This window comes from Actinoplanes oblitus, from assembly GCF_030252345.1.
GTDB lineage: Bacteria > Actinomycetota > Actinomycetes > Mycobacteriales > Micromonosporaceae > Actinoplanes > Actinoplanes oblitus.
The window spans coordinates 6,873,867-6,895,023 of sequence record NZ_CP126980.1; the positions used below are offsets into that span (position 1 = coordinate 6,873,867).

A 21,157-nucleotide genomic window follows, 5' to 3' on the forward strand; every position below is an offset into this window, starting at 1 on the left:
CGTGACGATCGGATGGTGGGACCGGCTGCGCATCGAGCGCCTGGTCTGGATGCTCGACCAGCAGCTTTACGACCTGCCCCGCGCCGAGCGGATCGCCACCCGGCGGGACGTGCGGACCAATCTCCTGGCGGCCGCCGCCGACGTCGGCACGACCGAGGCGCTGCGCCGGATCGGCGGCAGCCGCGGCCTGGCCGAGCAGTATCTGCGTGCCGAGTTCGGCGATCGCCCCCGGCACTCGTGGATCGCCGCGGGCTACGCGGCGGGCCTGCTCCCCCTGCTGCTCAACTTCTTCCTGACCGAGGCGGCGGACGCCTTCCAGGCCGGGGTGACCGCCGCGCACGGCGTCGGGACGTTCACCTGGCCCGGCCTGGCCTGGCTGCAGAGCACGGTGACCGTCACGGCCACCGGCGCCGGTCCGGTGAGCCGGACCGGCGGCGGATGGACCCCGCTCGCCTACGTGCTGTGGGTGCTCGCGGTGGTCGCGGCCGGGCGCCTCTGGCGACTTCGCCGCCGTTCCTCTCAAGTGGCGAGGGCGGTCGCCGACAACTAACCCCGAGCAGTTCTCCGGGCCGTGGCGGCGGTCCGGAGCACCGCAACCGGCGGGCACCTTTGCGGGCACCGCTCTGACAACCGCGTCCCTGGAATCTCTTACCCATGCCCGGCGGGCAACACCGCTGGACAACTCGGGGGAGATTCTCAGTGAAGCGCTCGACGCTGCGCACGACCGTACTGACGCTGGCCAGTCTCGTTGCCGGTCTCGGCATCGCGACCGCCGCGCCGGCTTCGGCCCAGGCCGCGCCGACCACCACCAAGACCTGCGTCACCGGCGCCAAGCTGGTCCCGAGCTGCGGCGTGCTGTGGGGCGCCGCGGCCGGCGGGTTCACCGGCAAGCCGCGCGACGAGGAGCACAAGGCCTGGGAGAAGCTCTCCGGCCGCACCGCGACGATCTTCCACACGTATCACAAGGGTGACGAGAAGTTCCCCACCGACGCCGAGATCGCGATGGCCCGGGACAAGGCGCGCCCGCGGGTGCTGCTCCTGAACTGGCGCGTCGAGTACGGCTCGACCTGGGCGAACGTCGCGGCCGGCAAGATGGACAAGCGGATCGACGCGTTCGCCGCCCGGCTCAAGAGCAAGTTCACCGACAAGTTCTTCCTGGTGCTCAACCACGAGCCGGAGGACGACGTCCGCACCGACCCGAAGCTGGGCATGACCGCCAAGGACTTCGCCGCGTCGTACCGGCACGTGATCCAGCGGCTGCGCGCGCAGGGCGCCACCAACGCGGTGAGCGTCATCGCCTACATGGGCAACGAGAAGTGGATGGGTCAGTCCTGGTGGAAGGACCTGTACCCGGGCAACGACGTGGTCGACTGGATCGGCCTGGACTCCTACGTCAGCGCCGAGAAAAACTACTACCACGCCGGCAAATTCGCCGACCTGCTGGACCGTAAGGCCAAGGGCGGCACCGGCTTCTACGACTGGGCCGTCACCAACCACCCGGCCAAGCCGATCATGGTCGCCGAGTGGGGCGCCTACCACCGCGTCGGCAAGGTCGTCGACAAGGCCGCGCAGTTCACCAGCGTGCTGCCGGAGCTGGCCAAGCGCCCGGCGATCAAGGCGATCGTCTACTTCGACACCAAGAAGGACCTGTTCGGCGACCGCGACATCAGCATCGACAGCACCGCGACCAGCCTCGCCGCGTTCCGCAAGCTGGCCGCGAACCCGCTGTTCGACGTCACGGTCCGCTGACTCCCCGAGCCGCCCGGCATCCCGCCAGGCGGCTCGTTCGTTTTCCTAGCGCGACGCGGAGGGCGCCGGGGCCGCTGCCGACGGCGCGGTTCCGGGCACGCTTCCGGGCGCGGTTGCCCCCTTGCGGGTACGCCCATCGCCCGGCCGGCCGCCGTGCCCGTACCCGCCGCGCTCGCCGCCGAACCGGTTCCCGCCCGGCCCCACCCGATCGTGGTTCCCGCCGTCGCGGTGGTGACCGACCACGGCGGCGCCGGCCGCCGTCACGCCCGCGCCCAGCACGCAGCCGAGCAGCAGCGCGGCGATCGTGGCCAGCAGCGGGACGCGCCGCCCGGACCAGGCACCGGCCGGCCGGCCGGCGTCGCCCGGCGGGCCGAGCGGGGTGTAGGCCAGCCCCGGCGGGGGCGGCGGCAGGTGGCCGCCCGTGGTCCCGGCGGCCACGTAGGCCCAGCCGGGCGGGGGCGGCGGCACGGCCGCGGGCGTACCGGCGACGGCCGAGACATGCTCGGTCCCGGTCACCGCGGGGGTGGGCTCTTCCGAGGGGGGTGGGGTGTCACTCATGGGGGACTCCGGGGCTCAGCACACTTTCAGGGGGCCTGACCAGGATGCGGGCGGTGGCTAAGACTTGCGGCTACGAGCACGTAAGAAACGGTTAAGAGTGCTCCGGACGTACCGTCAACCGGTTTTGATCTTGAGGGCCGCGAAGCCGCCGGGAACCAGACGGCGGGGTGGGCCGACTAACCGGCACCTGCGAGAGAGAGATCTACTGACGCCATGACGAAACGCCTCCTGCTCGCCCTCGCCGCGACGCTCACCCTGCTGATCCCGGCCGCGCCGGCGTGGGCGCACAATGCGCTGGTCGAGGCGACGCCGGCCAAGAACGCGACACTGACGAAGGCGCCGGCGGCGGTGAAGCTGCGGTTCCTGGAGAAGCTGCCGGACACCACCAAGATGGCGGTGACCGGCGCGGACGGGTCGTCGCCGGAGCAGTCGCCGGCCGCCGTGAGCGGCAAGACGATCTCGGTGACCTTCCCCGAGCCGCTGCCCAACGGCGTCTACACGGTCGAGTACCAGGTGGCCGCCGAGGACGGCCACGTGACCGAGAGCTCCTACAAGTTCACCGTGGCCGTGCCGGGCGCGGCCACCTCGGCGCCCGCGTCCGCCACCCCGGCGGCACCGAGCCCGGCGGCGACCACGGTCAGCGCGGCCGCCACCATCGCGGCCGAACCGGCCGGCGAGGACAGCGGCGGGTTCGGCCTGGGACTGGCCGCCGGGATCGGCGTCCTGCTGCTCGCCGGCGCCGCCGGGTTCGTCCTCATCCGGCGCCGGGCCACCCGGTCGTAGATTGGTCCGAACCTGTTACCGAGGTGCCCGCCGGCTGGGCACTTCCCGTTCACGCTGATTGATTTCCCCGTCGGGGTGGTCTCGCACCGCAACGGGCGTCGCGACCTGGTGCTCTACGTGACAGTGCCGGCCGGGGCGACCAGCATGGTGGTCAAGTTCCGCTACCACGACGCCGCCAACAACTGGTACTGGGTCATCGACGACCTGCGGGTCGGCTGACCCGCTCCGCCTATCATCGGGCCGGTGACGGTCGAAGCGGTTCGTGGGGGCGTCCCCGAGCACGGTCGGGTCCCCAAGTACTACGTGGTCAAGAGTCAGCTGCTCAACCTGCTGGCCGAGCTTGGCGAGGGAGCGCTGCTCCCCGCCGAGCGGGACCTGGCGGCGGCGTACGGGGTGGCCCGCTCCACCCTGCGCCAGGCGATCAGCGAGCTGACCATGGAGGGCCGGCTGCGCGCCTACCGCGGCCGTGGCACCTTCGTCGCCCCGCCGAAACTGGTGCAGCCGCTGGCCCTGCGCAGCTACACCGAGGCCCTCCGCGAGATGGGCCGCAACCCGAGCCGCCGGGTGGTCACGGTGGAGACCGTGCCCGCCGCCGCCCTCGGCCCGGAACTGGGCCTCTCCCCCACCGACGAGGTCCTGCACCTGGAGCGGGTGCTGCTGGCCGACGACGAGCCGCTCGGCCTGGAGAGCACCTACCTGCCGGTGGCCCGTTTCCCCGGCCTGATGGACGGCTACGACGGCACCGGTTCGCTCTATCAGCACATGATGGACCGGTACGCCCTGACCTACGCCTCCGCCGTCGAACGCATCGAGACGGTGCTGGCCAGCCCGCGCGAGGCCATGCTGCTGGACACCAACCCCGCCCAGCCCATGCTCCTCATGCAGCGCGTCTCCTCGGACGCGTCGGGCCGCCCGATCGAACGGGTCCGCTCGCTCTACCGGGGCGACCGCATCGGTTTCGAGACCCACCTCCGCGCCTGACGCCCGTCCGGCGGGTCACCGGACGGCGGCTTCCGGCGTACCCGGAACGGGTCTTTGGTTGAACGCGCTGACCACCGGGTTCTCCCGGTCCACAGCGGACCGCGTGCTGCACACGCTCGGCTGGCACGACCTGGCCGACCTCACCCTCACCCCCGGCCGAGGCGGGACTGGCGCACCCTGCCGGTCACCGTGTTCACCCTGACCGACCGCGGGCAGACCTTCGACGCGGCCGCCGCCACGCTGGTCCTGCTCACCGCCACGCTGGTCGGCCTGCTCGCCCTGGGCCGGGTGGCCGGGCCTCCGAGCCGCCGGTGACCGCCCTTGCGCCGGTGGTGTTGGATGTCCCTGCACAGCGGGGGACGACGAGTGTAAACCCGTCGTTCCACCTCGGTTCATCTCTCAGGCGGGTGGAGAACGGCAGATGGCACAACGTCCGACCCTTGCGGCGATCCGCGAGCGCACCTACAAGGCCCGGGATGCCTGGTGGACCGTCTGGCTGGTCGATCCCCTGGCATCCCGTCTGGTGTGGCTGGTGGCGCCGTGGCGGTGGGTCACGCCGAACCGGCTGACGGCGGCCGCGTTCGTGGTCGGCCTGGGCTCGGCGGCCGCGTTCTGGCACCAGGGATACGCCTGGCTGCTGCTCGGCGCGCTGCTGTTCCACGTCAGCTTCGTGCTGGACTGCATGGACGGCAAGATCGCCCGGCTGAACGGGACCGGCTCGCTCTTCGGCACCTGGCTCGACTACGTGTTCGACAGGCTGCGCGTGCTGGCCTGCGCGATCGGCCTGTTCGGCGGCGAGTTCCAGCGCACCGACAACGTCGCGTACCTCTGGCTCGGCCTGCTGGTGATCTTCCTGGACATGTTCCGGTACCTGAACAACCTGCAGATGCAGAAGGTCAAGGGCGAGATGCGCAAGCAGCTGGCCGCCGCGACGCCGGCGCCCGCCGTGCCGGTGCCCGCCGGGCCGGAGCCCGACGCCGAGGACGCCGACGACCTGCAGGGTGACTTCCGGCAGCAGTTCGGCCGGTTCGCCGCGCTCCGCCGGTTCCTGGTGGCGAACCGGATCCGGCCGCACCTGTTCAGCGGCATCGAGTTCATGATGTTCGTGTTCATCGTCGGGCCGGTGACCAACCAGCTCACCGTGGTCACGCTCGCCAGCGCGGTGTTCATGCTCGCCTTCGAGCTCCTGCTGATCTACAAGCTGTGGGCCAACACCAAGAGTTTCGCCAGCCGGCTGGCCAAGGTGTCGGCCGTCGCGGTCTGACCACGCTCCGCCATCGGCAAGCGCCCCGGATCTCCGGGGCGCTTCTCTTTTTGTAACGACCACCGGCGATCCCTTTACGTCGCCGACACCGCTTGGTAACTTCCTGAAACAACTTGCAAGGACTTGCAGAGCGCCGCGAACCACCGCTTCGCCGGCGTCCCGCAAAACTGGGTGAATCCCCCCGAACCGCCCGGTAATTCAGGTGAAAGAACTTTCATCCCCGTCCTCAGCAGAAAGCGTTCCCGCCATGCGAAAGAGAACCCGCACACTGGTTCTTGGCTCCGTGACCAGCGTCGCGCTGGCCGCCGCGAGCCTGGTCGGCGTCAGCCTCGCCACCACCGCCAGCGCCGCCGCCACCCTGAACAACAGCGACGTGACAGCGAACCTCTGGGAGTGGAACTTCCGGTCGATCGCGGCCGCCTGCACCAACCAGCTCGGCCCGGCCGGGTACGGCGCGGTCCAGGTCGCCCCGCCCCAGGAGTCGGTCACCCTGGCCACCAGCAGCGACGGCGCGCATCCCTGGTGGGAGGTGTACCAGCCGGTCTCGTACCACATCGCCGGACGGCTCGGCAGCCAGGCCGAGTTCACCAGCATGGTCACCGCCTGCCACAACGCCGGTGTCCGGGTCTACGTGGACGCGGTCATCAACCACATGGCCGGCAAGAACAACACGGTGACCAGCGGATACGGCGGCTCGACGTTCAGCCCGGGCGGCTACTCCTACCCCGCGGTGCCGTACTCCTACGGCGACTTCCACCACCCGAACGACGGCTACTGCGCCGACGACGACGGTGAGATCGACGACTACAACAACGCCGCGGAGGTGCAGAACTGCGAGCTGGTCGCGCTCGCCGACCTGAAGTCGCAGGACACCTCGGTGCGCACCAAGATCGCCGGGTACCTGAACAAGCTGATCGACCTGGGCGTGGACGGCTTCCGGGTGGACGCCGCCAAGCACATGGCGGCCGCCGACCTGTCGGCGATCAAGGCGCAGCTGCACAGCACCACGGCCGAGGGCAAGACCGCGTACTTCGCCCAGGAGGTCATCCCGGGCGGCAGCGGCGCGATCGCCCCGTCGGCCTACACCGGCATCGGTGACGTGCTCGGCTTCTCCTACGCGTACGGCCTGAAGACGCAGTTCGCCAACGGCACGCTGAGCAACCTGTCCGGCATCCCGTCGTGGAGCCTGGACGCGTCCAGCGACCTGACCGCGGCCATGGTCACCAACCACGACCTGGAGCGCAACGGCAGCACCCTGCGCTACCAGGACGGCTCGGCCTACACGCTGGCCAACTATTTCCTGCTGGCGTACCCGTACGGCCAGCCGTTCCTCTACGACGGCTTCACCTTCTCCACCTCGGCGACCGGCGCCTCGCCGCCGGCCGGCTCCAGCGGTTACGTCAGCGACACCAGCTGCACCAACGGCGCGTGGCAGTGCCTCACCCAGAGCACCGGGATCAAGGGCATGGTGGCCTGGCGCAACACCACCCAGTCGGCGACCACCGTGTCGAACTGGACCAGCACCGCCAGCAACGTGATCGGTTTCAGCCGCGGCTCGCTCGGCTGGTTCGGCGTGAACCGCTCCGGCAGCGCGTCCACCGCCAGTTACCCCACCGGCCTGGCCGACGGCACCTACTGCGACCGGATCACCGGCGGCGCGACCACCGGCGGCTGCGCCGGCACCTCGATCAGCGTGTCCGGCGGCCGGGCGTCGGTCACCATCCCGGCCAACGGCGCGGTCGCCATCGACGTGCGCGCCAAGTCCGGCGGCGGCACCACCGGCTCGCCGACCGTCTCGCCGACGGTCAGCCCGACCTCCTCGCCGACGCCCAGCACGACGGTCACCAGCAGCACCGCGCAGGTCACCTTCAAGGAGTACGCGACCACCACCTGGGGCACCAACGTCTTCCTGGTCGGCTCGATCGGGGCCCTGGGCAACTGGGACACCGCGAAGGCCGTCGCGCTCAGCTCCAGCGGTTACCCGACCTGGTCGGCGACGCTGGCCCTGCCGACCGGCACCTCCTTCGAGTACAAGTACATCAAGAAGGACGCCGGCGGGAACGTGACCTGGGAGTCCGGTGCCAACCGGACGTACACCACGGGCACCGCCGCGGCGTACACGATCAACGACAGCTGGAAGTAGCTCGCACCACCGGTGGGCCCGCGGCGACGGTCGCGGGCCCACCGGCATGAACGGAAACGGTCAGGCACACTTGCGATCGTGACCACCAGCGCCACCCCGCCGCGCCGTCGCGACGCGGCACGCACCCGCCGGCTCCTGCTCGACGTGGCCCGGCGCCGGTTCGCCACGGCCGGTTACGCGGAGACCACCGTCCGGCACATCGCGGACGAGGCAGGCGTCAACGTCGCCCTGATCAGCCGCTACTTCGACGGCAAGGAAGGGCTCTTCGAGGCGGCCCTGAAGGCGAGTTTCGAGGAACTGCGCGCCGCCGCCGGCGACGTCGACCCGGCCACCGTCCCGGAGACGATCGCCGAGCAGATCATCGGGCAGTCCGGCGACGGCGGCCCCAGCCACGCCCTGCTGCTGATCCTGCGCACCTCCGGCGACCAGCGGGCCGACGAGATCCGGCTGCGCTTCCTGCACATGTTCGCCGAGAAACTGGCCAAGGCCGCCGCCCTGCGAGGCGGCGAACCGGACATCCTGCGCGCCCAGATCCTGCTGGCCACCGCGATCGGCGTCACCATGCTGCGCGCCACCAGCCTGGAGCCCCTCGCCTCCACGTCCGCCGCCGACCTCACCGCCCCGCTGCGGGACCTCTTCCAGGCCTTGTTCTAAAACATTTCACGGTACGACTGGCAGCCCCGTGGCAGTCGGCTCGCGAGGCCGCGGCCACTCCGGACCGCCGCGCGCGTCGTGCGGGTCCGCCAGTGGCGCGGTCCGCTCCGCCGTTCGCGCGGGCCGGCGCGCGTCGTCCGGTCCACCCGCGGTGCGGGCCGCTCCGCCGTTCGCCCTGACCGGCGCGTGTCGTGCGGGTCCACCCGCGGCGTGGGCCGCTCCGCCGTTCGCGCGGACCGCGAGGGGCGGCGGACCCGCACGACGCGCGCCGCGGTCGTGCGGGGGCCGGGCCTCGCGGGCCGGCTGCCACGGGGCTCCAAGTCGTACCCCATGGGGTGTGACGTTGTGATCGTGAGCGGTCAGGAGACCTTGACCGGCACCACATCCGGGGCACCGAGCCGGGCGGCGTCGGCGGTCTCGTCGTCCTGCTGTTCCTGGGAGGCGCGCTCCGCCTCGACGCGCAGGCGGTAGTGCTCCACCTCCCGCTGCCGCTGCTCCGGGGTCCAGCCGAGGACCCGGGCCATCAGTTCGGCTACCTCCGAAGCCGACGCGGTGCCCCGGTCGAACGTCTCGATCGAGATCCGGGTGCGGCGGGTGAGCACGTCGACCAGGTGCCGGGCGCCCTCGGCCGCCGCCGCGTAGACCACCTCGGCCCGCAGGTAGTCGTCGGCGCCGGTGAGCGGGCGGCCCAGGGACGGATCCTCCTCGATCAGCTCCAGCAGGTCCTTGGTCAGTGATCCGTATCGGCCGAGCAGGTGCTCGACCCGGGCGACGTGCAGGCCCGACTCGGCGGCGATCAGTCCGCGGCGGTTCCACAGCGCGGGGAAGCCCTCCGCGCCGACCAGCGGAATCTGGTCGGTGCAGCACCTGGCGATCGGGCGGTTCAGGTTGAAGGCGCAGGCGTCCACCGCGTCCTTGGCCATCACCCGATATGTCGTGTATTTCCCACCGGCCACCACCACCAGGCCCGGCACCGGACTGCCCACCATGTGCTCGCGGGACAGTTTCGAGGTGGACTCGGACTCGCCGGAGAGCAGCGGCCGCAGCCCGGCGTAGACGCCCTGCACGTCGGAGCGCTCCAGCGGAGTGGCCAGCACCTTGTTGACCTCGGTCAGCAGGTAGTCGATGTCCTTGGCGGACGCGGCCGGGTGCGCCTTGTCCAGGTTCCAGTCGGTGTCGGTGGTGCCGACGATCCAGTGCCGGCCCCACGGGATCACGAACAGCACGCTGGTCGCGGTCCGCAGGATCAGCCCGGTCGTGGACTGGATCCGGTCCCGCGGGACGACCAGGTGGATGCCCTTGGAGGCGCGGACGTGGAACTGGCCGCGCTCGCCGACCAGCGACTGGGTGTCGTCGGTCCACACCCCGGTCGCGTTGATCACCTGCTGGGCGCGGATCTCGAAGGTACGGTCGTACTCCAGGTCGCGGGCGGTGACGCCGGTGACCCGCTCGCCCTCGCGCAGGAAACCGGTCACCTCCACCCGGTTGGCCACGTGCGCGCCGTAGGCGGCAGCGGTCCGGGCCAGGAACATGGTGTGCCGGGCGTCGTCGAGCTGCGCGTCGTAATAGGTGAGCGCCCCTTTCAGCGCGTCCTTGCGCAGCGCCGGGCAGGCCCGCAGCGCGCCGCGGCGGGTCAGGTGCCGGTGGTTCGGCAGCGAGCCGGACCAGGCCATCGTGTCGTAGAGGGTGACGCCCGCCCCGGCGTAGGCCCGCTCCCACACGTGGTGCTTGAGCGGATAGAGGAAGCGCACCGGGCGGGCCAGGTGCGGGGCCAGCCGGGAGAGGATCAGGCTCCGCTCCCGCAGCGCCTCCCGGACCAGCCCGAAGTCGAGCATCTCCAGGTAGCGCAGGCCGCCGTGGATCAGCTTGCTGGACCGGCTGGAGGTGCCGGAGGCGAAGTCGCGCGCCTCGACCAGCCCCACGGAGAGACCCCGTGTGACAGCGTCGAGCGCGCAACCCGCCCCCACCACTCCCCCACCGATGACCAGCACGTCCACCTCGGCCACCTCGAGGGCGGCCAGCGCGGCGTCCCGCGTCTCAGGTGAGAGGATCGACATCAGTCCACGTCCACCCAGTCGAGGGTCCGCTGCACCGCCTTCTTCCAGCGGGCGTGACCCTGCTCCCGCTGCTCGGCCGACCAGCTGGGCTGCCAGCGCTGCGACTCGTTCCAGTTCTCCCGCAGCTCGTCGGTGGACTTCCAGAACCCGACAGCGAGCCCGGCGGCGTACGCCGCACCGAGTGCCGTGGTCTCGGCCACCACCGGCCGGCTGACCGGCACGCCGAGCACGTCCGCCTGGATCTGCATGCACAGGTTGTTGGCGGTGATCCCACCGTCCACCTTGAGCACGTCCAGGGTGACCCCGGAGTCCTGCGCCATCGCGTCGACCACGTCCCGGGTCTGGTAGCAGATCGCCTCCAGGGTGGCCCGGGCGATGTGCGCGTCGGTGTTGAACCGGGACAGCCCGACGATCGCGCCCCGCGCGTCGGAACGCCAGTACGGCGCGAACAGCCCGGAGAACGCCGGCACGAAGCAGACGCCGCCGCTGTCCGGCACCTGCGCCGCCAGGGTCTCGCTCTGGTCCGCCGACTTGATGATGCGCAGCTGGTCACGCAGCCATTGCACGGCCGAGCCGGTGACCGCGATCGAGCCCTCCAGGGCGTAGACCGGGGCCGCGTCGCCGAGCTTGTAGCAGACCGTGGTGAGCAGCCCGTTCTCCGAGCGGACCAGGTTGGTCCCGGTGTTCAGCAGCATGAAGTTGCCGGTGCCGTAGGTGTTCTTGGCCTCGCCGGGCGCGAAGCAGACCTGACCGACCGTGGCGGCCTGCTGGTCGCCGAGGTCGCCGGTGAGCGGCACCACCCCGCCGAGCGGTCCCTCGACCCGCGCCTCGCCGTAACCGGTCGGGTCCGACGAGGGCCGGATCTGCGGCAGCATCCGGCGCGGGATGTTGAAGAACGACAGCAGCTCGTCGTCCCAGTCGAGGGTCTCCAGGTTCATCAGCATCGTCCGGCTGGCGTTCGTCACGTCCGTGACATGGTTGCCGCCGTTGGCGCCACCGGTGATGTTCCACAGCAGCCAGCTGTCGGTGTTGCCGAAGATGGCGTCGCCGCGCTCGGCCGCCTCCCGGACCCCGTCGACGTTCTCCAGAATCCACTGGATCTTGCCGCCGGAGAAGTAGGTGGCCGGCGGCAGCCCGGCCTTGCGCCGGATCACGTCGCCGCGGCCGTCCCGGTCCAGCGCCGAGGCGATCCGGTCGGTGCGGGTGTCCTGCCAGACGATCGCGTTGTAATAGGGCCGGCCGGTGCGCCGGTCCCAGACCACCGAGGTCTCCCGCTGGTTGGTGATCCCGACCGCGGCCAGGTCGCTCGCGCTCAGGTTCGCCTTCTGCATCGCGGTGCGCACCACCGCGACGGTCCGCTCCCAGATCTCGATCGGGTTGTGCTCCACCCAGCCGGCCTGCGGCAGGATCTGCTCGTGCTCCAGCTGGTGGCGGGCCACCTCGTTGCCGCCATGGTCGAAGATCATGAAACGGGTGCTGGTCGTGCCCTGGTCCACGGCTCCGACGAAGTCAGCCACGGTTCGCCTCCACGCTCTCGTCCTCCGACGGGACCCGGCCGACCTCCTGCGGGCCCACGATCGGAAGGAATCGTCCGACCACATACTTGTACAGGCCGGCACCGACAATTCCCCCGATGATCGGCCCGACGATCGGGATCCAGAAGTACAGATAGCCGGTTTGGTCCCGGAACGCTGTCTCGTACCCGGTCAGATAGCTGGCCAGCCGCGGGCCGAAATCACGGGCCGGGTTGATCGCGTAACCCGCGTCGGTGCCCCAGGCCATCCCGATCGCCACCACCACCAGACCGATGATGAACGGCGCCAGGTTCGCGCCCGGCGGGGTGCTCGCCACGTCGGTCAGGGCCAGGATCAGGAAGAGCAGGATCGCGGTGCCGATGATCTGGTCGCGGAACGCGCCCCACTCACCGACCGGCAGGCTGCCGTTGCCCGGCAGCGTGGAGAAGACCCCCTGCGTCTTGATCGTCAGTCCGGGGTCCTTGGCGTTCAGGACCTCGGTGTAGTTCCAGCGCACCAGCAGCGCGGCGAGGAACGCGCCGAGGAACTGGGCACCGATGTACGGCAGCACCTTGCGCCACTCGAAGCCCTTGAAGACCGCGAGCGCGATGGTGACCGCCGGGTTGAGATGGGCGCCGCTGAGCCGCGCCGCCACGTACACGCCGAAGGTGACACCCAGACCCCAGGCCCAGGCGATGCTGTCGTGATCCCCGATGCCGCCGGCCACCACCTGGGCCACCACACCGACACCGAACAGGATCAGAATCAACGTGCCGGCGAACTCCGCCACCACCTCGCCGACCAGTCCAGACATTTTGAGTCGTGCGGCCATGCTCCCTCCTTCGTCCCGCAAGCGATGCCAAGGACGCTAGGAACGTCGATGGCCGGGAGCAACGAACACCGGTCGGCATTGTCGAACATCAATTACGGCGGGTCGCAGCGAGGTCGCATAGAGTGCGAACATGCCGGGCACCGTGCAGTCCATCGAGCGAGCGGCCGCGATCCTGCGGATGCTCGCCGGCGGGCCGGGCCGGCTCGGGCTCAGCGAGATCGCCCGCTCCCTCGACCTGGCCAAAGGCACCACCCACGGGATCCTGCGCACCCTGCAGGGGGTCGGCTTCGTCGAGCAGGACCGGGTGTCCGGGCAGTACCAGCTGGGTGCCGCGCTGCTGCACCTGGGCACCAGCTACCTGGACATCAACGAGCTGCGGTCCCGCTCGATCAACTGGGCCGACCCGCTGGCCGCGCGCAGCGGGGAGGCGGTCCGGATCGGCACCGTCTGCGAGGGCCGGGTGCTCGTGGTGCACCACGTGTTCCGGCCGGACGACACGTTCCAGACGCTCGATGTGGGCGCGCTGCTGCCGCTGCACGCGACGGCCCTGGGGAAGGTGCTGCTGGCGTACCGGGCGGGTGTCCTGGACGCCGATCTGCCGGCCTACACACGAAAGACTCTGGTCAAGCCGCGCGAGCTGGCCACCGCCCTGGAACAGGTCCGGGAGTGCGGCTGGGCGGCCGACGTCGAGGAGTTCACCCTCGGCCAGGCGGCCGTCGCGGCGCCGATCCGCGGCTACGGCGGACTCGTGATCGGCGCCATCGGCGTCTCCGGACAAGTCGAGCGGATCTGCGACAGCCACTACAAACCACGCCCGCACCTGGTCACCAGCGTGCGGGACGCGGCCCGGGCGATCTCCCGGGAAATGGGAGCGGCCCGGCCATCGAAGGGATGAACCATGAGCGAGCGCTACGTGGTCGCTATCGATCAGGGCACCACCTCGACCCGGTGCATCGTGTTCGACCGGCGCGGGCAACTGGTCTCCCTGGCCCAGCAGGAGCACAAGCAGCACTTCCCGAAACCGGGCTGGGTGGAGCACGACGCCATGGAGATCTGGCGCAACGTGGAACGACTGGCCCCGCGGGCGCTGCGCCGCGCCGGGATCACCATCGATCAGGTGGCGGCGGTGGGCATCGCCAATCAGCGGGAGACGACGGTGATCTGGGACCGGCACACCGGGATCCCGGTCGGCCGGGCGATCATCTGGCAGGACACCCGGACCGATGCCCTGGTCCACGACCTGTCGGCACGGCCGCAGTCCCGGCGGATCTCGGAGATCTCCGGGTTGCCGCTCGCGACGTACTTCTCCGGCCCGCGACTGCGCTGGATGCTCGACCACACGCCCGGGCTGCAGGCCCGCGCCGAGCGCGGCGAGGTGCTCTGCGGGACCATGGAGACCTGGCTGATCTGGAACCTGACTCGTGGCGCGCACGTCACCGACGTCACCAACGCCAGCCGCACCATGCTGCTCGACGTGCGCACCCTGGACTGGTCCGCCGAGGCGCTCGACTTCTTCGGGATACCCCGCGCGATGTTGCCGGAGGTCCGGGCCTCGATCGGCGCCTTCGGCACCGCTTCGGAGGCATTTCCCGGGGTACGCATCGGCGCCGCCCTCGGTGATCAGCAGGCCGCCCTGTTCGGCCAGACGTGCTTCACCCCCGGCGAGGCCAAGTGCACGTACGGCACCGGGAGCTTCCTGCTGCTCAACACCGGTCAGGAGCTGATCCGGCCGGCGCACGGGCTGCTCAGCACCGTCGCGTACCAGGTGGCCGGCTCACCGGCCAGTTACGCGCTGGAGGGCTCGATCGCGATCACCGGCTCGCTGGTGCAGTGGTTCCGCGACCAGCTCGAGCTGATCTCCAGCGCCCCGGAGATCGAGACGCTGGCCCGGACGGTCGCCGACAACGGCGGGTGCTACATCGTGCCGGCGTTCTCCGGGTTGTACACGCCGCACTGGCGCTCCGAGGCGCGCGGGGTGATCGTGGGGCTGACGTCGTACATCACCAAGGGGCACCTGGCCCGGGCGGTGCTCGAGGCGACCGCCTGGCAGACCCGCGAGGTGGTCGACGCGATGAACGCGAACTCCGGCCTGGCCCTGAAAACCCTCAAGGTCGACGGCGGGATGACAGCCGACAACCTGCTCATGCAGATGATCGCCGACGTGCTCGACGTACCGGTGGTCCGGCCGCTGGCGGCGGAGACGGTCTCGCTGGGCGCCGCCTACGCCGCCGGGCTGGCCGTCGGTTACTGGCCGGACCTGGACGGCCTGCGCAGCAACTGGCACATCGCCGGGCAGTGGTTGCCGGCCATGGACCCGGCGCTGCGCGACACCGAGTACGCCAACTGGCAGCGCGCCGTGGAACGCACCTTCGACTGGATCCAGCCCGCTCAGACGTAGGCGGCCCGGGCCGGGCGCAGCGCCATGCAGTGCCCGCAGCGCAGGAAGTGCCTAGTCGGCTGCACCGGGAAGAGCGGGATGAAGAACAGGGTGAACTTGCTGGTCCGGGCCAGCCGCGCCTGCGGTGCCGCCCAGCCGCAGACCTCGCAGGTCTGCACCCGGGTGTCGACCAGCTCATCCTTGGTACGCACGCCGAACAAGAGGAAGAACATGACACCAGCGTGTCACCGGATCGCCAGCCTGTCCTGCTGACTAGCGTGGCGGCATGAAGGCGGTCGATGAGTTCGGCGACCGGCTGGCGGCCGCCGGCTGGGTGAGCGACCTGCTGGTCGCCGGTTCCCTCGCCACCGGCGACTACGTTCCCGGGGTCAGCGACCTGGACCTGGTGGCGATCGTGCCCGCCGAGCCCGGCCCGGCCCGGATCGCGCGGGCGCACGCGGGCGTCGATCCGACCCTCAACCTCGGTTGCGTCTACGTTGTCGCGGACCGCCTCGCCGACCCGGCCGCCGAGCACCCGACCTGGACCCACGGGCGGCTCGTGCGGCGGATCCTGTCCGGCGTCACCCGCGCCGAACTGGTCCGGCACGGCTACCCGGTCTTCGGCCGGCCGCCCGCCCAACTGCTGCCGCCGATGACCGGCGACGACATCCGCGCCGCCGCGCGCGCCGAGCTGACCGGCTACTGGGCGTGGGCGGCCCGCCGACCGTGGATCTTCCTCGACCCGGCGCTCGCCGACCTGAGCCTCACCTCGATGGCCCGCGGCCGCCACGCCCTGCGACACGGAACCCTGCTGACCAAGTCCCGGGCCGTCGAGGCGGCGGCCGCCCCGCCGTGGCTGGTCGCCCAGCTTCGCGCTCGTCGCCGCGGCACACCGGCCCACTCGCCGCGGCTGCGCACCGCCTGGCTCGCCTGGCGCGACGCCCGCCGCACGGTCACCGCGGCCCGGCGCCCGGCCACGTGACGCACCGCCGTCCCGCCCCGCCGCCGTCCCGCCCCGCCGCACCGACCCGCGCAGCTGGCACTCACAGTGGCATCACCAGCCCCGACACCACCACCACGACCAGCCCACCCCACGCAGCTGGCACCCACAGTGCTGTCACCAACCCCGACACCACCACCACGACCAGCCCACCCCACGCGGCTGGCACCCACAGTGGTGTCACGAGCGCCGACACCACCACCACGACCAGCCCGACCCACGCGGCTGGCACCCACAGTGCTGTCACCAACCCCGACACCACCACCACGACCAGCCCGACCCACGCGGCTGGCACCCACAGTGGTGTCACGAGCGCCGACACCACCACCACGACCAGCCCGACCCACGCGGCTGGCACCCACAGTGCTGTCACCAACCCCGACACCACCACCACGACCAGCCCGACCCACGCGGCTGGCACCCACGGTGGTGTCACGGACGCCGACACCACCACCACGACCAGCCCGACCCACGCGGCTGGCACCCACGGTGGTGTCACGGACGCCGACACCACCACCACGACCAGCCCGACCCACGCGGCTGGCACCCACGGTGGTGTCACGGACGCCGACACCACCACCACGACCAGCCCGACCCACGCGGCTGGCACCCACGGTGGTGTCACGAGCGCCGACACCACCACCACGACCAGCCCGACCCACGCGGCTGGCACCCACGGTGGTGTCACGAGCGCCGACACCACCACCACGATCAGCCCGACGCGCGGGGCTGGCGCTCGTGGTGGTGTCGACGGGCCGGAGGCCACCATCAGGGCCAGCTGGGACTGATCTTGACGGGGTGCGCTGGCTGCCTGGATCAGGGTGCTGCGGGCGTACCGGAGAAAGCGGACCTCGGCCCGGGCGGACCGCAACCGGTCGCGCGCCCTCGCTGGGCGTAGTCAGCGGCAGCCGGGATCGGCGACCGCGAACAGCGGCACCCTAGCCAGGAGGCAACCGACGCCGCGCCGACGACCAGCGGGTTCCTGCTATGGCGAGGAGGCTGTCGATCGGGTCGCTCTCGGCGCGGGTGTGCCGCCGGTCACGACTCGGGCCCAAGCGGAAGCGGGGCTGATGTGCCGCCGATCACGACTCGGGCCCAGGCGGAAACCGGGGCGAGCGTGCCTCCGATCACGACTCGGGCCCAAGCGGAAACGGGGCTGATGTGCCGCCGATCACGACTCGGGCGCGAGCGGAAACGGGGCGGGTGTGCCGCCGATCACGACTCGGGCCGGAGCGGAATCGGGGCGGGGCGGGGCGGGTTCGCGCTGGTATGACGACGATCGGACTCATCGGCAGTGGGAACATCGGAAGCACCGTGGCGCGGCTCGCCGTGGCCGCCGGGTATGACGTGGTGCTGAGCAACTCGCGCGGGCCGGAGACCCTGCAGGGACTGGTCGGGGAACTGGGGCCGAAGGCGCGGGCCGCGACGGCGGCCGAGGCGGCAGCGGCCGGGGACATCGTGGTGGTGACCGTGCCGCTCAAGGCCTACCCGGACGTTCCGGTCGAGCCGCTCGCGGGCAAGGTCGTGATCGACACGAACAACTACTACCCGGAGCGGGACGGGCAGATCGCGGCCCTGGACGCCGACGAGACCACCACCGGTGAGCTGCTCCAGCGGCATCTCGCCACGAGCAAGGTGGTGAAGGGCTTCAACAACATCTGGTTCGAGCACCTCGCCACGCTGGCCCGCCCGGCCGGGGCCGCGGACCGGACCGCGCTCCCGATCGCCGGGGACGACGCGGCGGCCAAGCTGGTGGTCACCGAGTTCCTCGACCGGATCGGGTACGACGCGGTGGACGTCGGCCCGCTCGCCGAGAACTGGCGCACCCAGCGGGACACCCCGGTCTACGTGACGCCGTACGGCCCGTTCGGCGGCGCCGCGACCCCGGCGGACGCGGCGACCGTCCGCGACCGGGTGGCCGAGGCGAAGCGCTGACCCCAACGGGTAGCAAGTCGAGGCGCTGACCTGAACCGGGTAACGATTCGAAGCGCTGACCCCAACCGGGTAGCGAATCGAAGCGCTGACCCGACCGGGTAACGAATCGAACGCTGACCCCAACCCGGTAACGAATCGAAACGCTGGGTGCTCCGGCTGGTCCGGGGCACCCGGCGTCAGCCGGGCGCCGGGTTCGACCCGTTCCGGGCATCGCCGCGCGGGGCCAGGCGTGCGAGACTTGGCCGCCGGATCGCCGCTCGGAGGCCCGAAAATGCGAAAGCGCCTGGTCATCGCCGCTCTCGCCGCCCTGCCGCTGGCCGGAGCCGGCGCGGCGTTCGCGGTGTCGCGGGACAGCGGACCGCAGACCCGGCCACCGGCGACCGTCCGGGCCACATCCGGCTCGGGGACAGCCACACCGGACCCGGCGAGCGGCCTCGCATCGGCCGCCACCGCCGGGATCCCGGCGGCGTCCGAGCACCCGGCCGCCCCGGCGTCCGGCTCCCGGCCCGCGCGGCCGGCCGCGACGACCCGGGGCGCCGCCACCCCGGCCACCGATTCGCGCGCCGGCGGCACGCCGACCACCGGGCCGGTCGTCGCGCCGCCCACCGACCTGCCACCGGCCCGCCCGCCGACGACCGGCAAGCCACTGCGTCCGACCGGCTCGGTCAGCCCGCCCCCGCCGCTGACCGACCCGGACAGCGACAATGAGCAGTCGAAAATCTCCGGCATCGACGGCCGAAATAGCGAAATGTCCGGCAGGCAAGGCAAAGCGGGCAGCCGGCGAGAAAGTGCTGATGGCATCGAGCCGAGGGCGACCGGCCACAAAAACGGCCATCCAAACGACGAGTAAAGCGGACCAGCCGGGGACAGCGGACCAGCCGGGGACAGCGGACCAGCCGGGGACAGCGGACCGGGCGGGAAGAACGAGGAACGCCCGCGACCGGCACCGCGGTCACGGGCGTTCAGCGCATCGGCGTACGTCAGAAGTTGACGGAAATCCCGGCGGCCTTGCAAGCGGCCGTCAGCTCGGTGCCCGCCTTCTCGAAGCCGGGCGCCGCCGCGGCCTCGACCGGGTCGGCGGCCGAGGCGGCCTTGGCGGCCTCGTCGGCGACCTTCTGCGCGGCCGTCGAGACCGTGCTCTCCGGGGCCTGGTCGAGCGCCTGGTTCACCGACTTGGTGAAGTCGTCGAGGATCGCCTTGGCGTCGGCCGGCTTGATGTCGCCGTTGCCGGCCTTCATGATCTTGAGCATCGCGGTCTTCATCGCCTCGCCGGCGGTGTTGCTGGCCTCGCAGACCACCTTGTCGGCGGAGCCGTTGGCGGCCGAGCCGGGGATCGCACCGGACTCCGAGATGGAGACGTCCGGAGCGGACGACGTGGCGGCCGGCGCGGAGGCGCTGGTCGCGGCGGTGGTGGGCGTGCCGGACGCCTCGGTCTTGTCATCGTCGGAACAGGCGGCGAGGCTGAGCACGGCGGCGGTGAACAGAACGGCGGAGGTAACCCGGGTACGCATCACGGCGCGTACGCTAGCCGACGCGAAAAGTATGATCAACTCAACTTCGGACACCTCGGACGACGTGATCGACGACTCTATACTTCCCGTCCTGTGAAGATTCTGTGCCGCACCGCCCTGCTCACCACCCTGGCCGCGCTGGCCCTGACCGGCTGCGACAGCGACGACCAGAAGGCCCCGGGCAGCGACGACAAGAAGCCGCAGCAGCCCGCCGCCGCGACCATCGGTGCCGCCGGCAGCGGATGCGAACTGCCGGTCAGCTTCGGCATCGCCGAGGGCTGGAAGCCCAAGCAGGTCACCGTCGAGGCGAACGACCCGTTGGCCGCGCTGGCCAAGAAGGGCCCGTTCACGATGGCCTGCGAGATCGACGCCAAGCCGGCCGGCAAGCTCGGTTTCCTCCGGGTGTGGACCGGCGGGCGGGCCGGGCTCAAGGACGGTCTCACCGCGTTCATCGGCGACCGGGCGCAGCAGCCGGCGTTCACCGAGGTGCGGATCGGCGGCAAGCCCGGGCTGGCCGTCGACTACCAGCAGAAGAGCCAGCTGGACGACGGCCTGGAGAAGGAGGCGGCGTTCGTCGTCGACTCCGGCAAGGGGCTGGTCCTGGTCTCGCTGGACAGCTTCGACAACGACGAGCACGCGGCGATGCGACCGGCCTACCAGCTGGCGCGAGACTCGCTGACCGTCAATTGACCGAGACGAACTGACCGTCAACCGACCGAGGCGAAAACCCGGCTTCGGTACGACCGGAGCCCCGCTCTCACCGACGACTGGCCGGTTCCGGCGCCCGGAACCTGGTCAGGCGGGCCGTCGTCCGCTGCTTGAGGGCGAAGGCCCGCTTGGCGGTGTCCCGCAGGCCGGCGATCAGCGGCGACCGCGAGTGCCGGGCCCACGGGACCGGGACCTCGACGGTGCCGTACTTCGCCTTGTAGGAGTTGGCGCCGACGAAGTCGAACTCGGTGACGCCACGCGCCCTGGCCCAGCGCAGCGCGTACCAGATCAGCGCCTCGTTGGGCCGCAGGTGCTGGTGCTCGCGGTAACTCGCGCCGCCCCAGAAGTACATCGTCCGGTGGTACCACGGCAGCACCGCGGTGGCGATGCACCGGCCGTCGCCGTCCCGGGCCCGCAGCAGGCTTATCCGGCCCGCCGGAGCGAGGTGTCGGATCAACGACTTGACGCGTTCCACCGAATAGGTGGGCACCAGATTCTGCTTCGCGAAAACGTCCCGCAATTGATCGTAGAATTCGTCGGCGAATGCCGGATCCGGTTCCGCCTCCTCGATGATCACGCCGGACTTGGCGGCCTTGCGGATATTGCGGCGGCAGGCGCCGGCCATCGCACCGAACAGCGCGTCCTCGTCCGGGCTCAGGTCGATCACCGCGGTCGGCGCGGAGTCCCAGCGCAGGCCCAGCCCGGCGAAGTCGGCCTCGGTGGCGCCCCGGTCGCGCACCTCCAGGTGCGCGCAGCCCAGCTCGTCGAACGCGAACCCGGTCAGCGCCCGCAGCGCGTCCCTCCGGGAAATCCCGGGAAGCAGGTTGAAGCCCTGGTAGGAGGTGGTCCAGCCGGCCATCGGACTACCCAGGATGCGGAGTCCGTAGCGGCGGGTGAGCAGGCCGGTGAAGTGTCCCACGGTGGTGTCGCCGTCGCTCACCGTGGCGAGCACCGGCTCGGCACGCTGGCACTCGGCCACGAACGCGAGCCACTCGGGAGTGTGGAAGATGAGGCGGTCCTGGTAGGTGGCGCGGTCGGCGGTGAGGGCGGCACTCGGCTCCACCCGTTGCAGTCGAAGCATCCGTTCGCCT

At 71.1% G+C, this 21,157-nt stretch carries 22 protein-coding genes and 2 pseudogenes; 16 read left to right on the plus strand and 8 right to left on the minus strand.

What is annotated here, in order from left to right; translation table 11 throughout:
* Position 1: 1 nt before the first annotated feature.
* A complete protein-coding gene (locus Actob_RS30995; protein ID WP_284915399.1) occupies positions 2–550 on the plus strand; it encodes a hypothetical protein in 549 nt (182 codons plus the stop codon).
* Between the two features lie 149 nt (positions 551–699).
* Complete coding sequence (locus tag Actob_RS31000; protein ID WP_284915400.1) at positions 700–1,749, plus strand: glycoside hydrolase family 26 protein; 1,050 nt, start codon at positions 700–702, stop codon at positions 1,747–1,749.
* A gap of 45 nt (positions 1,750–1,794) precedes the next feature.
* Here Actob_RS31000 and Actob_RS31005 read toward each other — a convergent pair whose 3' ends face one another.
* Positions 1,795–2,307: a hypothetical protein gene (locus Actob_RS31005; RefSeq protein WP_284915401.1), complete on the minus strand. Its 513-nt coding sequence runs from the start codon at positions 2,305–2,307 to the stop codon at positions 1,795–1,797.
* A gap of 213 nt (positions 2,308–2,520) precedes the next feature.
* Between Actob_RS31005 and Actob_RS31010 the strand changes: the two genes are divergently transcribed.
* From Actob_RS31010 to Actob_RS31045, 8 genes and pseudogenes are all read left to right on the plus strand, one after another.
* On the plus strand, positions 2,521–3,090 hold the full coding sequence (locus Actob_RS31010) for a copper resistance CopC family protein (RefSeq protein WP_284915402.1): 570 nt from the start codon (positions 2,521–2,523) through the stop codon (positions 3,088–3,090).
* A gap of 75 nt (positions 3,091–3,165) precedes the next feature.
* Positions 3,166–3,309, plus strand: coding sequence for a hypothetical protein (locus Actob_RS31015; protein ID WP_284915403.1), 144 nt, complete (start codon positions 3,166–3,168; stop codon positions 3,307–3,309).
* A 24-nt stretch (positions 3,310–3,333) separates the two neighbouring features.
* Positions 3,334–4,071 (plus strand): GntR family transcriptional regulator, encoded by a 738-nt coding sequence (locus tag Actob_RS31020; protein ID WP_284915404.1) that lies wholly within the window; start codon positions 3,334–3,336, stop codon positions 4,069–4,071.
* 64 nt (positions 4,072–4,135) lie between these two features.
* Positions 4,136–4,249, plus strand: a pseudogene (locus Actob_RS31025) (haloacid dehalogenase); the annotation flags it as partial.
* Positions 4,237–4,365 (plus strand): annotated as a pseudogene (locus Actob_RS31030) (phosphonate ABC transporter permease); the annotation flags it as partial. The pseudogenes Actob_RS31025 and Actob_RS31030, both read left to right, overlap by 13 nt.
* Positions 4,366–4,492: 127 nt before the next feature.
* On the plus strand, positions 4,493–5,335 hold the full coding sequence (locus Actob_RS31035; RefSeq protein WP_284915405.1) for a CDP-alcohol phosphatidyltransferase family protein: 843 nt from the start codon (positions 4,493–4,495) through the stop codon (positions 5,333–5,335).
* A 247-nt stretch (positions 5,336–5,582) separates the two neighbouring features.
* Positions 5,583–7,478, plus strand: coding sequence for a carbohydrate-binding module family 20 domain-containing protein (locus Actob_RS31040; RefSeq protein ID WP_284915406.1), 1,896 nt, complete (start codon positions 5,583–5,585; stop codon positions 7,476–7,478).
* A gap of 78 nt (positions 7,479–7,556) precedes the next feature.
* A complete protein-coding gene (locus Actob_RS31045) occupies positions 7,557–8,132 on the plus strand; it encodes a TetR/AcrR family transcriptional regulator (protein WP_284915407.1) in 576 nt (191 codons plus the stop codon).
* 359 nt (positions 8,133–8,491) lie between these two features.
* On the opposite strand, the gene Actob_RS31050 is transcribed toward Actob_RS31045, so the two are convergent.
* From Actob_RS31050 to Actob_RS31060, 3 genes are read right to left on the minus strand one after another with little or no spacing between them, the layout of a single operon-like run.
* On the minus strand, positions 8,492–10,189 hold the full coding sequence (locus Actob_RS31050; RefSeq protein ID WP_284915408.1) for a glycerol-3-phosphate dehydrogenase/oxidase: 1,698 nt from the start codon (positions 10,187–10,189) through the stop codon (positions 8,492–8,494).
* A complete protein-coding gene (gene glpK / locus Actob_RS31055; RefSeq protein WP_284915409.1) occupies positions 10,189–11,706 on the minus strand; it encodes a glycerol kinase GlpK in 1,518 nt (505 codons plus the stop codon). Before glpK (Actob_RS31055) ends, Actob_RS31050 begins: the two co-directional genes overlap by 1 nt.
* Positions 11,699–12,535 carry an MIP/aquaporin family protein gene (locus Actob_RS31060; protein WP_284915410.1) on the minus strand — a complete coding sequence of 279 codons (837 nt, stop codon included), beginning with the start codon at positions 12,533–12,535 and terminating at the stop codon, positions 11,699–11,701. The genes glpK (Actob_RS31055) and Actob_RS31060 overlap by 8 nt, the downstream gene beginning before the upstream one ends.
* A 130-nt stretch (positions 12,536–12,665) precedes the next feature.
* On the opposite strand from Actob_RS31060, the gene Actob_RS31065 reads away from it, so the two are divergent.
* The gene (locus Actob_RS31065) at positions 12,666–13,430 is read left to right on the plus strand and encodes an IclR family transcriptional regulator (RefSeq protein WP_284915411.1); all 765 of its coding nucleotides are present in this window, start codon (positions 12,666–12,668) and stop codon (positions 13,428–13,430) included.
* A 3-nt stretch (positions 13,431–13,433) separates the two neighbouring features.
* Positions 13,434–14,933 (plus strand): glycerol kinase GlpK, encoded by a 1,500-nt coding sequence (glpK, locus tag Actob_RS31070; protein WP_284915412.1) that lies wholly within the window; start codon positions 13,434–13,436, stop codon positions 14,931–14,933.
* Here glpK (Actob_RS31070) and Actob_RS31075 read toward each other — a convergent pair.
* Positions 14,924–15,145 (minus strand): zinc-ribbon domain-containing protein, encoded by a 222-nt coding sequence (locus Actob_RS31075; RefSeq protein WP_284915413.1) that lies wholly within the window; start codon positions 15,143–15,145, stop codon positions 14,924–14,926. The two genes, glpK (Actob_RS31070) and Actob_RS31075, sit on opposite strands and share 10 nt — an antisense overlap.
* A gap of 53 nt (positions 15,146–15,198) precedes the next feature.
* Between Actob_RS31075 and Actob_RS31080 the strand changes: the two genes are divergently transcribed.
* Positions 15,199–15,894, plus strand: a complete 696-nt coding sequence (locus tag Actob_RS31080) for a nucleotidyltransferase family protein (protein WP_284915414.1) — start codon at positions 15,199–15,201, stop codon at positions 15,892–15,894.
* Positions 15,895–15,955: 61 nt separating this feature from the next.
* On the opposite strand, the gene Actob_RS31085 is transcribed toward Actob_RS31080, so the two are convergent.
* Positions 15,956–16,783, minus strand: a complete 828-nt coding sequence (locus Actob_RS31085; RefSeq protein ID WP_284915415.1) for a hypothetical protein — start codon at positions 16,781–16,783, stop codon at positions 15,956–15,958.
* A gap of 398 nt (positions 16,784–17,181) precedes the next feature.
* Here Actob_RS31085 and Actob_RS31090 point away from each other — a divergent pair, with 398 nt between their 5' ends.
* Together Actob_RS31090 and Actob_RS31095 are read left to right on the plus strand one after the other, a co-directional pair.
* Positions 17,182–17,847 (plus strand): NADPH-dependent F420 reductase, encoded by a 666-nt coding sequence (locus Actob_RS31090; protein WP_284915416.1) that lies wholly within the window; start codon positions 17,182–17,184, stop codon positions 17,845–17,847.
* Between the two features lie 271 nt (positions 17,848–18,118).
* Positions 18,119–18,697 (plus strand): hypothetical protein, encoded by a 579-nt coding sequence (locus Actob_RS31095; protein ID WP_284915417.1) that lies wholly within the window; start codon positions 18,119–18,121, stop codon positions 18,695–18,697.
* A 130-nt stretch (positions 18,698–18,827) separates the two neighbouring features.
* On the opposite strand, the gene Actob_RS31100 is transcribed toward Actob_RS31095, so the two are convergent.
* Positions 18,828–19,358: a hypothetical protein gene (locus Actob_RS31100; protein WP_284915418.1), complete on the minus strand. Its 531-nt coding sequence runs from the start codon at positions 19,356–19,358 to the stop codon at positions 18,828–18,830.
* Positions 19,359–19,451: 93 nt separating this feature from the next.
* On the opposite strand from Actob_RS31100, the gene Actob_RS31105 reads away from it, so the two are divergent.
* The gene (locus Actob_RS31105) at positions 19,452–20,048 is read left to right on the plus strand and encodes a lipoprotein (protein WP_284915419.1); all 597 of its coding nucleotides are present in this window, start codon (positions 19,452–19,454) and stop codon (positions 20,046–20,048) included.
* 67 nt (positions 20,049–20,115) lie between these two features.
* Here the strand turns inward: Actob_RS31105 and Actob_RS31110 are convergent, their stop codons facing one another.
* Positions 20,116–21,147: a lipid II:glycine glycyltransferase FemX gene (locus Actob_RS31110; RefSeq protein WP_284915420.1), complete on the minus strand. Its 1,032-nt coding sequence runs from the start codon at positions 21,145–21,147 to the stop codon at positions 20,116–20,118.
* Positions 21,148–21,157 lie beyond the last annotated feature (10 nt).

Bases quoted from the DNA above. Each gene is read 5' to 3' on its own strand.
- Actob_RS31050 (WP_284915408.1), bottom strand. From the start codon at position 10,189: ATGTCGATCCTCTCACCTGAGACGCGGGACGCCGCGCTGGCCGCCCTC.
- Actob_RS31005 (WP_284915401.1), bottom strand. From the start codon at position 2,307: ATGAGTGACACCCCACCCCCCTCGGAAGAGCCCACCCCCGCGGTGACC.
- glpK (WP_284915412.1), top strand. From the start codon at position 13,434: ATGAGCGAGCGCTACGTGGTCGCTATCGATCAGGGCACCACCTCGACC.
- Actob_RS31060 (WP_284915410.1), bottom strand. From the start codon at position 12,535: ATGGCCGCACGACTCAAAATGTCTGGACTGGTCGGCGAGGTGGTGGCG.
- Actob_RS31040 (WP_284915406.1), top strand. From the start codon at position 5,583: ATGCGAAAGAGAACCCGCACACTGGTTCTTGGCTCCGTGACCAGCGTC.
- Actob_RS31035 (WP_284915405.1), top strand. From the start codon at position 4,493: ATGGCACAACGTCCGACCCTTGCGGCGATCCGCGAGCGCACCTACAAG.
- Actob_RS31095 (WP_284915417.1), top strand. From the start codon at position 18,119: ATGCGAAAGCGCCTGGTCATCGCCGCTCTCGCCGCCCTGCCGCTGGCC.
- Actob_RS31100 (WP_284915418.1), bottom strand. From the start codon at position 19,358: ATGCGTACCCGGGTTACCTCCGCCGTTCTGTTCACCGCCGCCGTGCTC.
- Actob_RS31010 (WP_284915402.1), top strand. From the start codon at position 2,521: ATGACGAAACGCCTCCTGCTCGCCCTCGCCGCGACGCTCACCCTGCTG.
- Actob_RS31080 (WP_284915414.1), top strand. From the start codon at position 15,199: ATGAAGGCGGTCGATGAGTTCGGCGACCGGCTGGCGGCCGCCGGCTGG.
- Actob_RS31065 (WP_284915411.1), top strand. From the start codon at position 12,666: ATGCCGGGCACCGTGCAGTCCATCGAGCGAGCGGCCGCGATCCTGCGG.
- Actob_RS31110 (WP_284915420.1), bottom strand. From the start codon at position 21,147: ATGCTTCGACTGCAACGGGTGGAGCCGAGTGCCGCCCTCACCGCCGAC.
- Actob_RS31075 (WP_284915413.1), bottom strand. From the start codon at position 15,145: ATGTTCTTCCTCTTGTTCGGCGTGCGTACCAAGGATGAGCTGGTCGAC.
- Actob_RS31090 (WP_284915416.1), top strand. From the start codon at position 17,182: ATGACGACGATCGGACTCATCGGCAGTGGGAACATCGGAAGCACCGTG.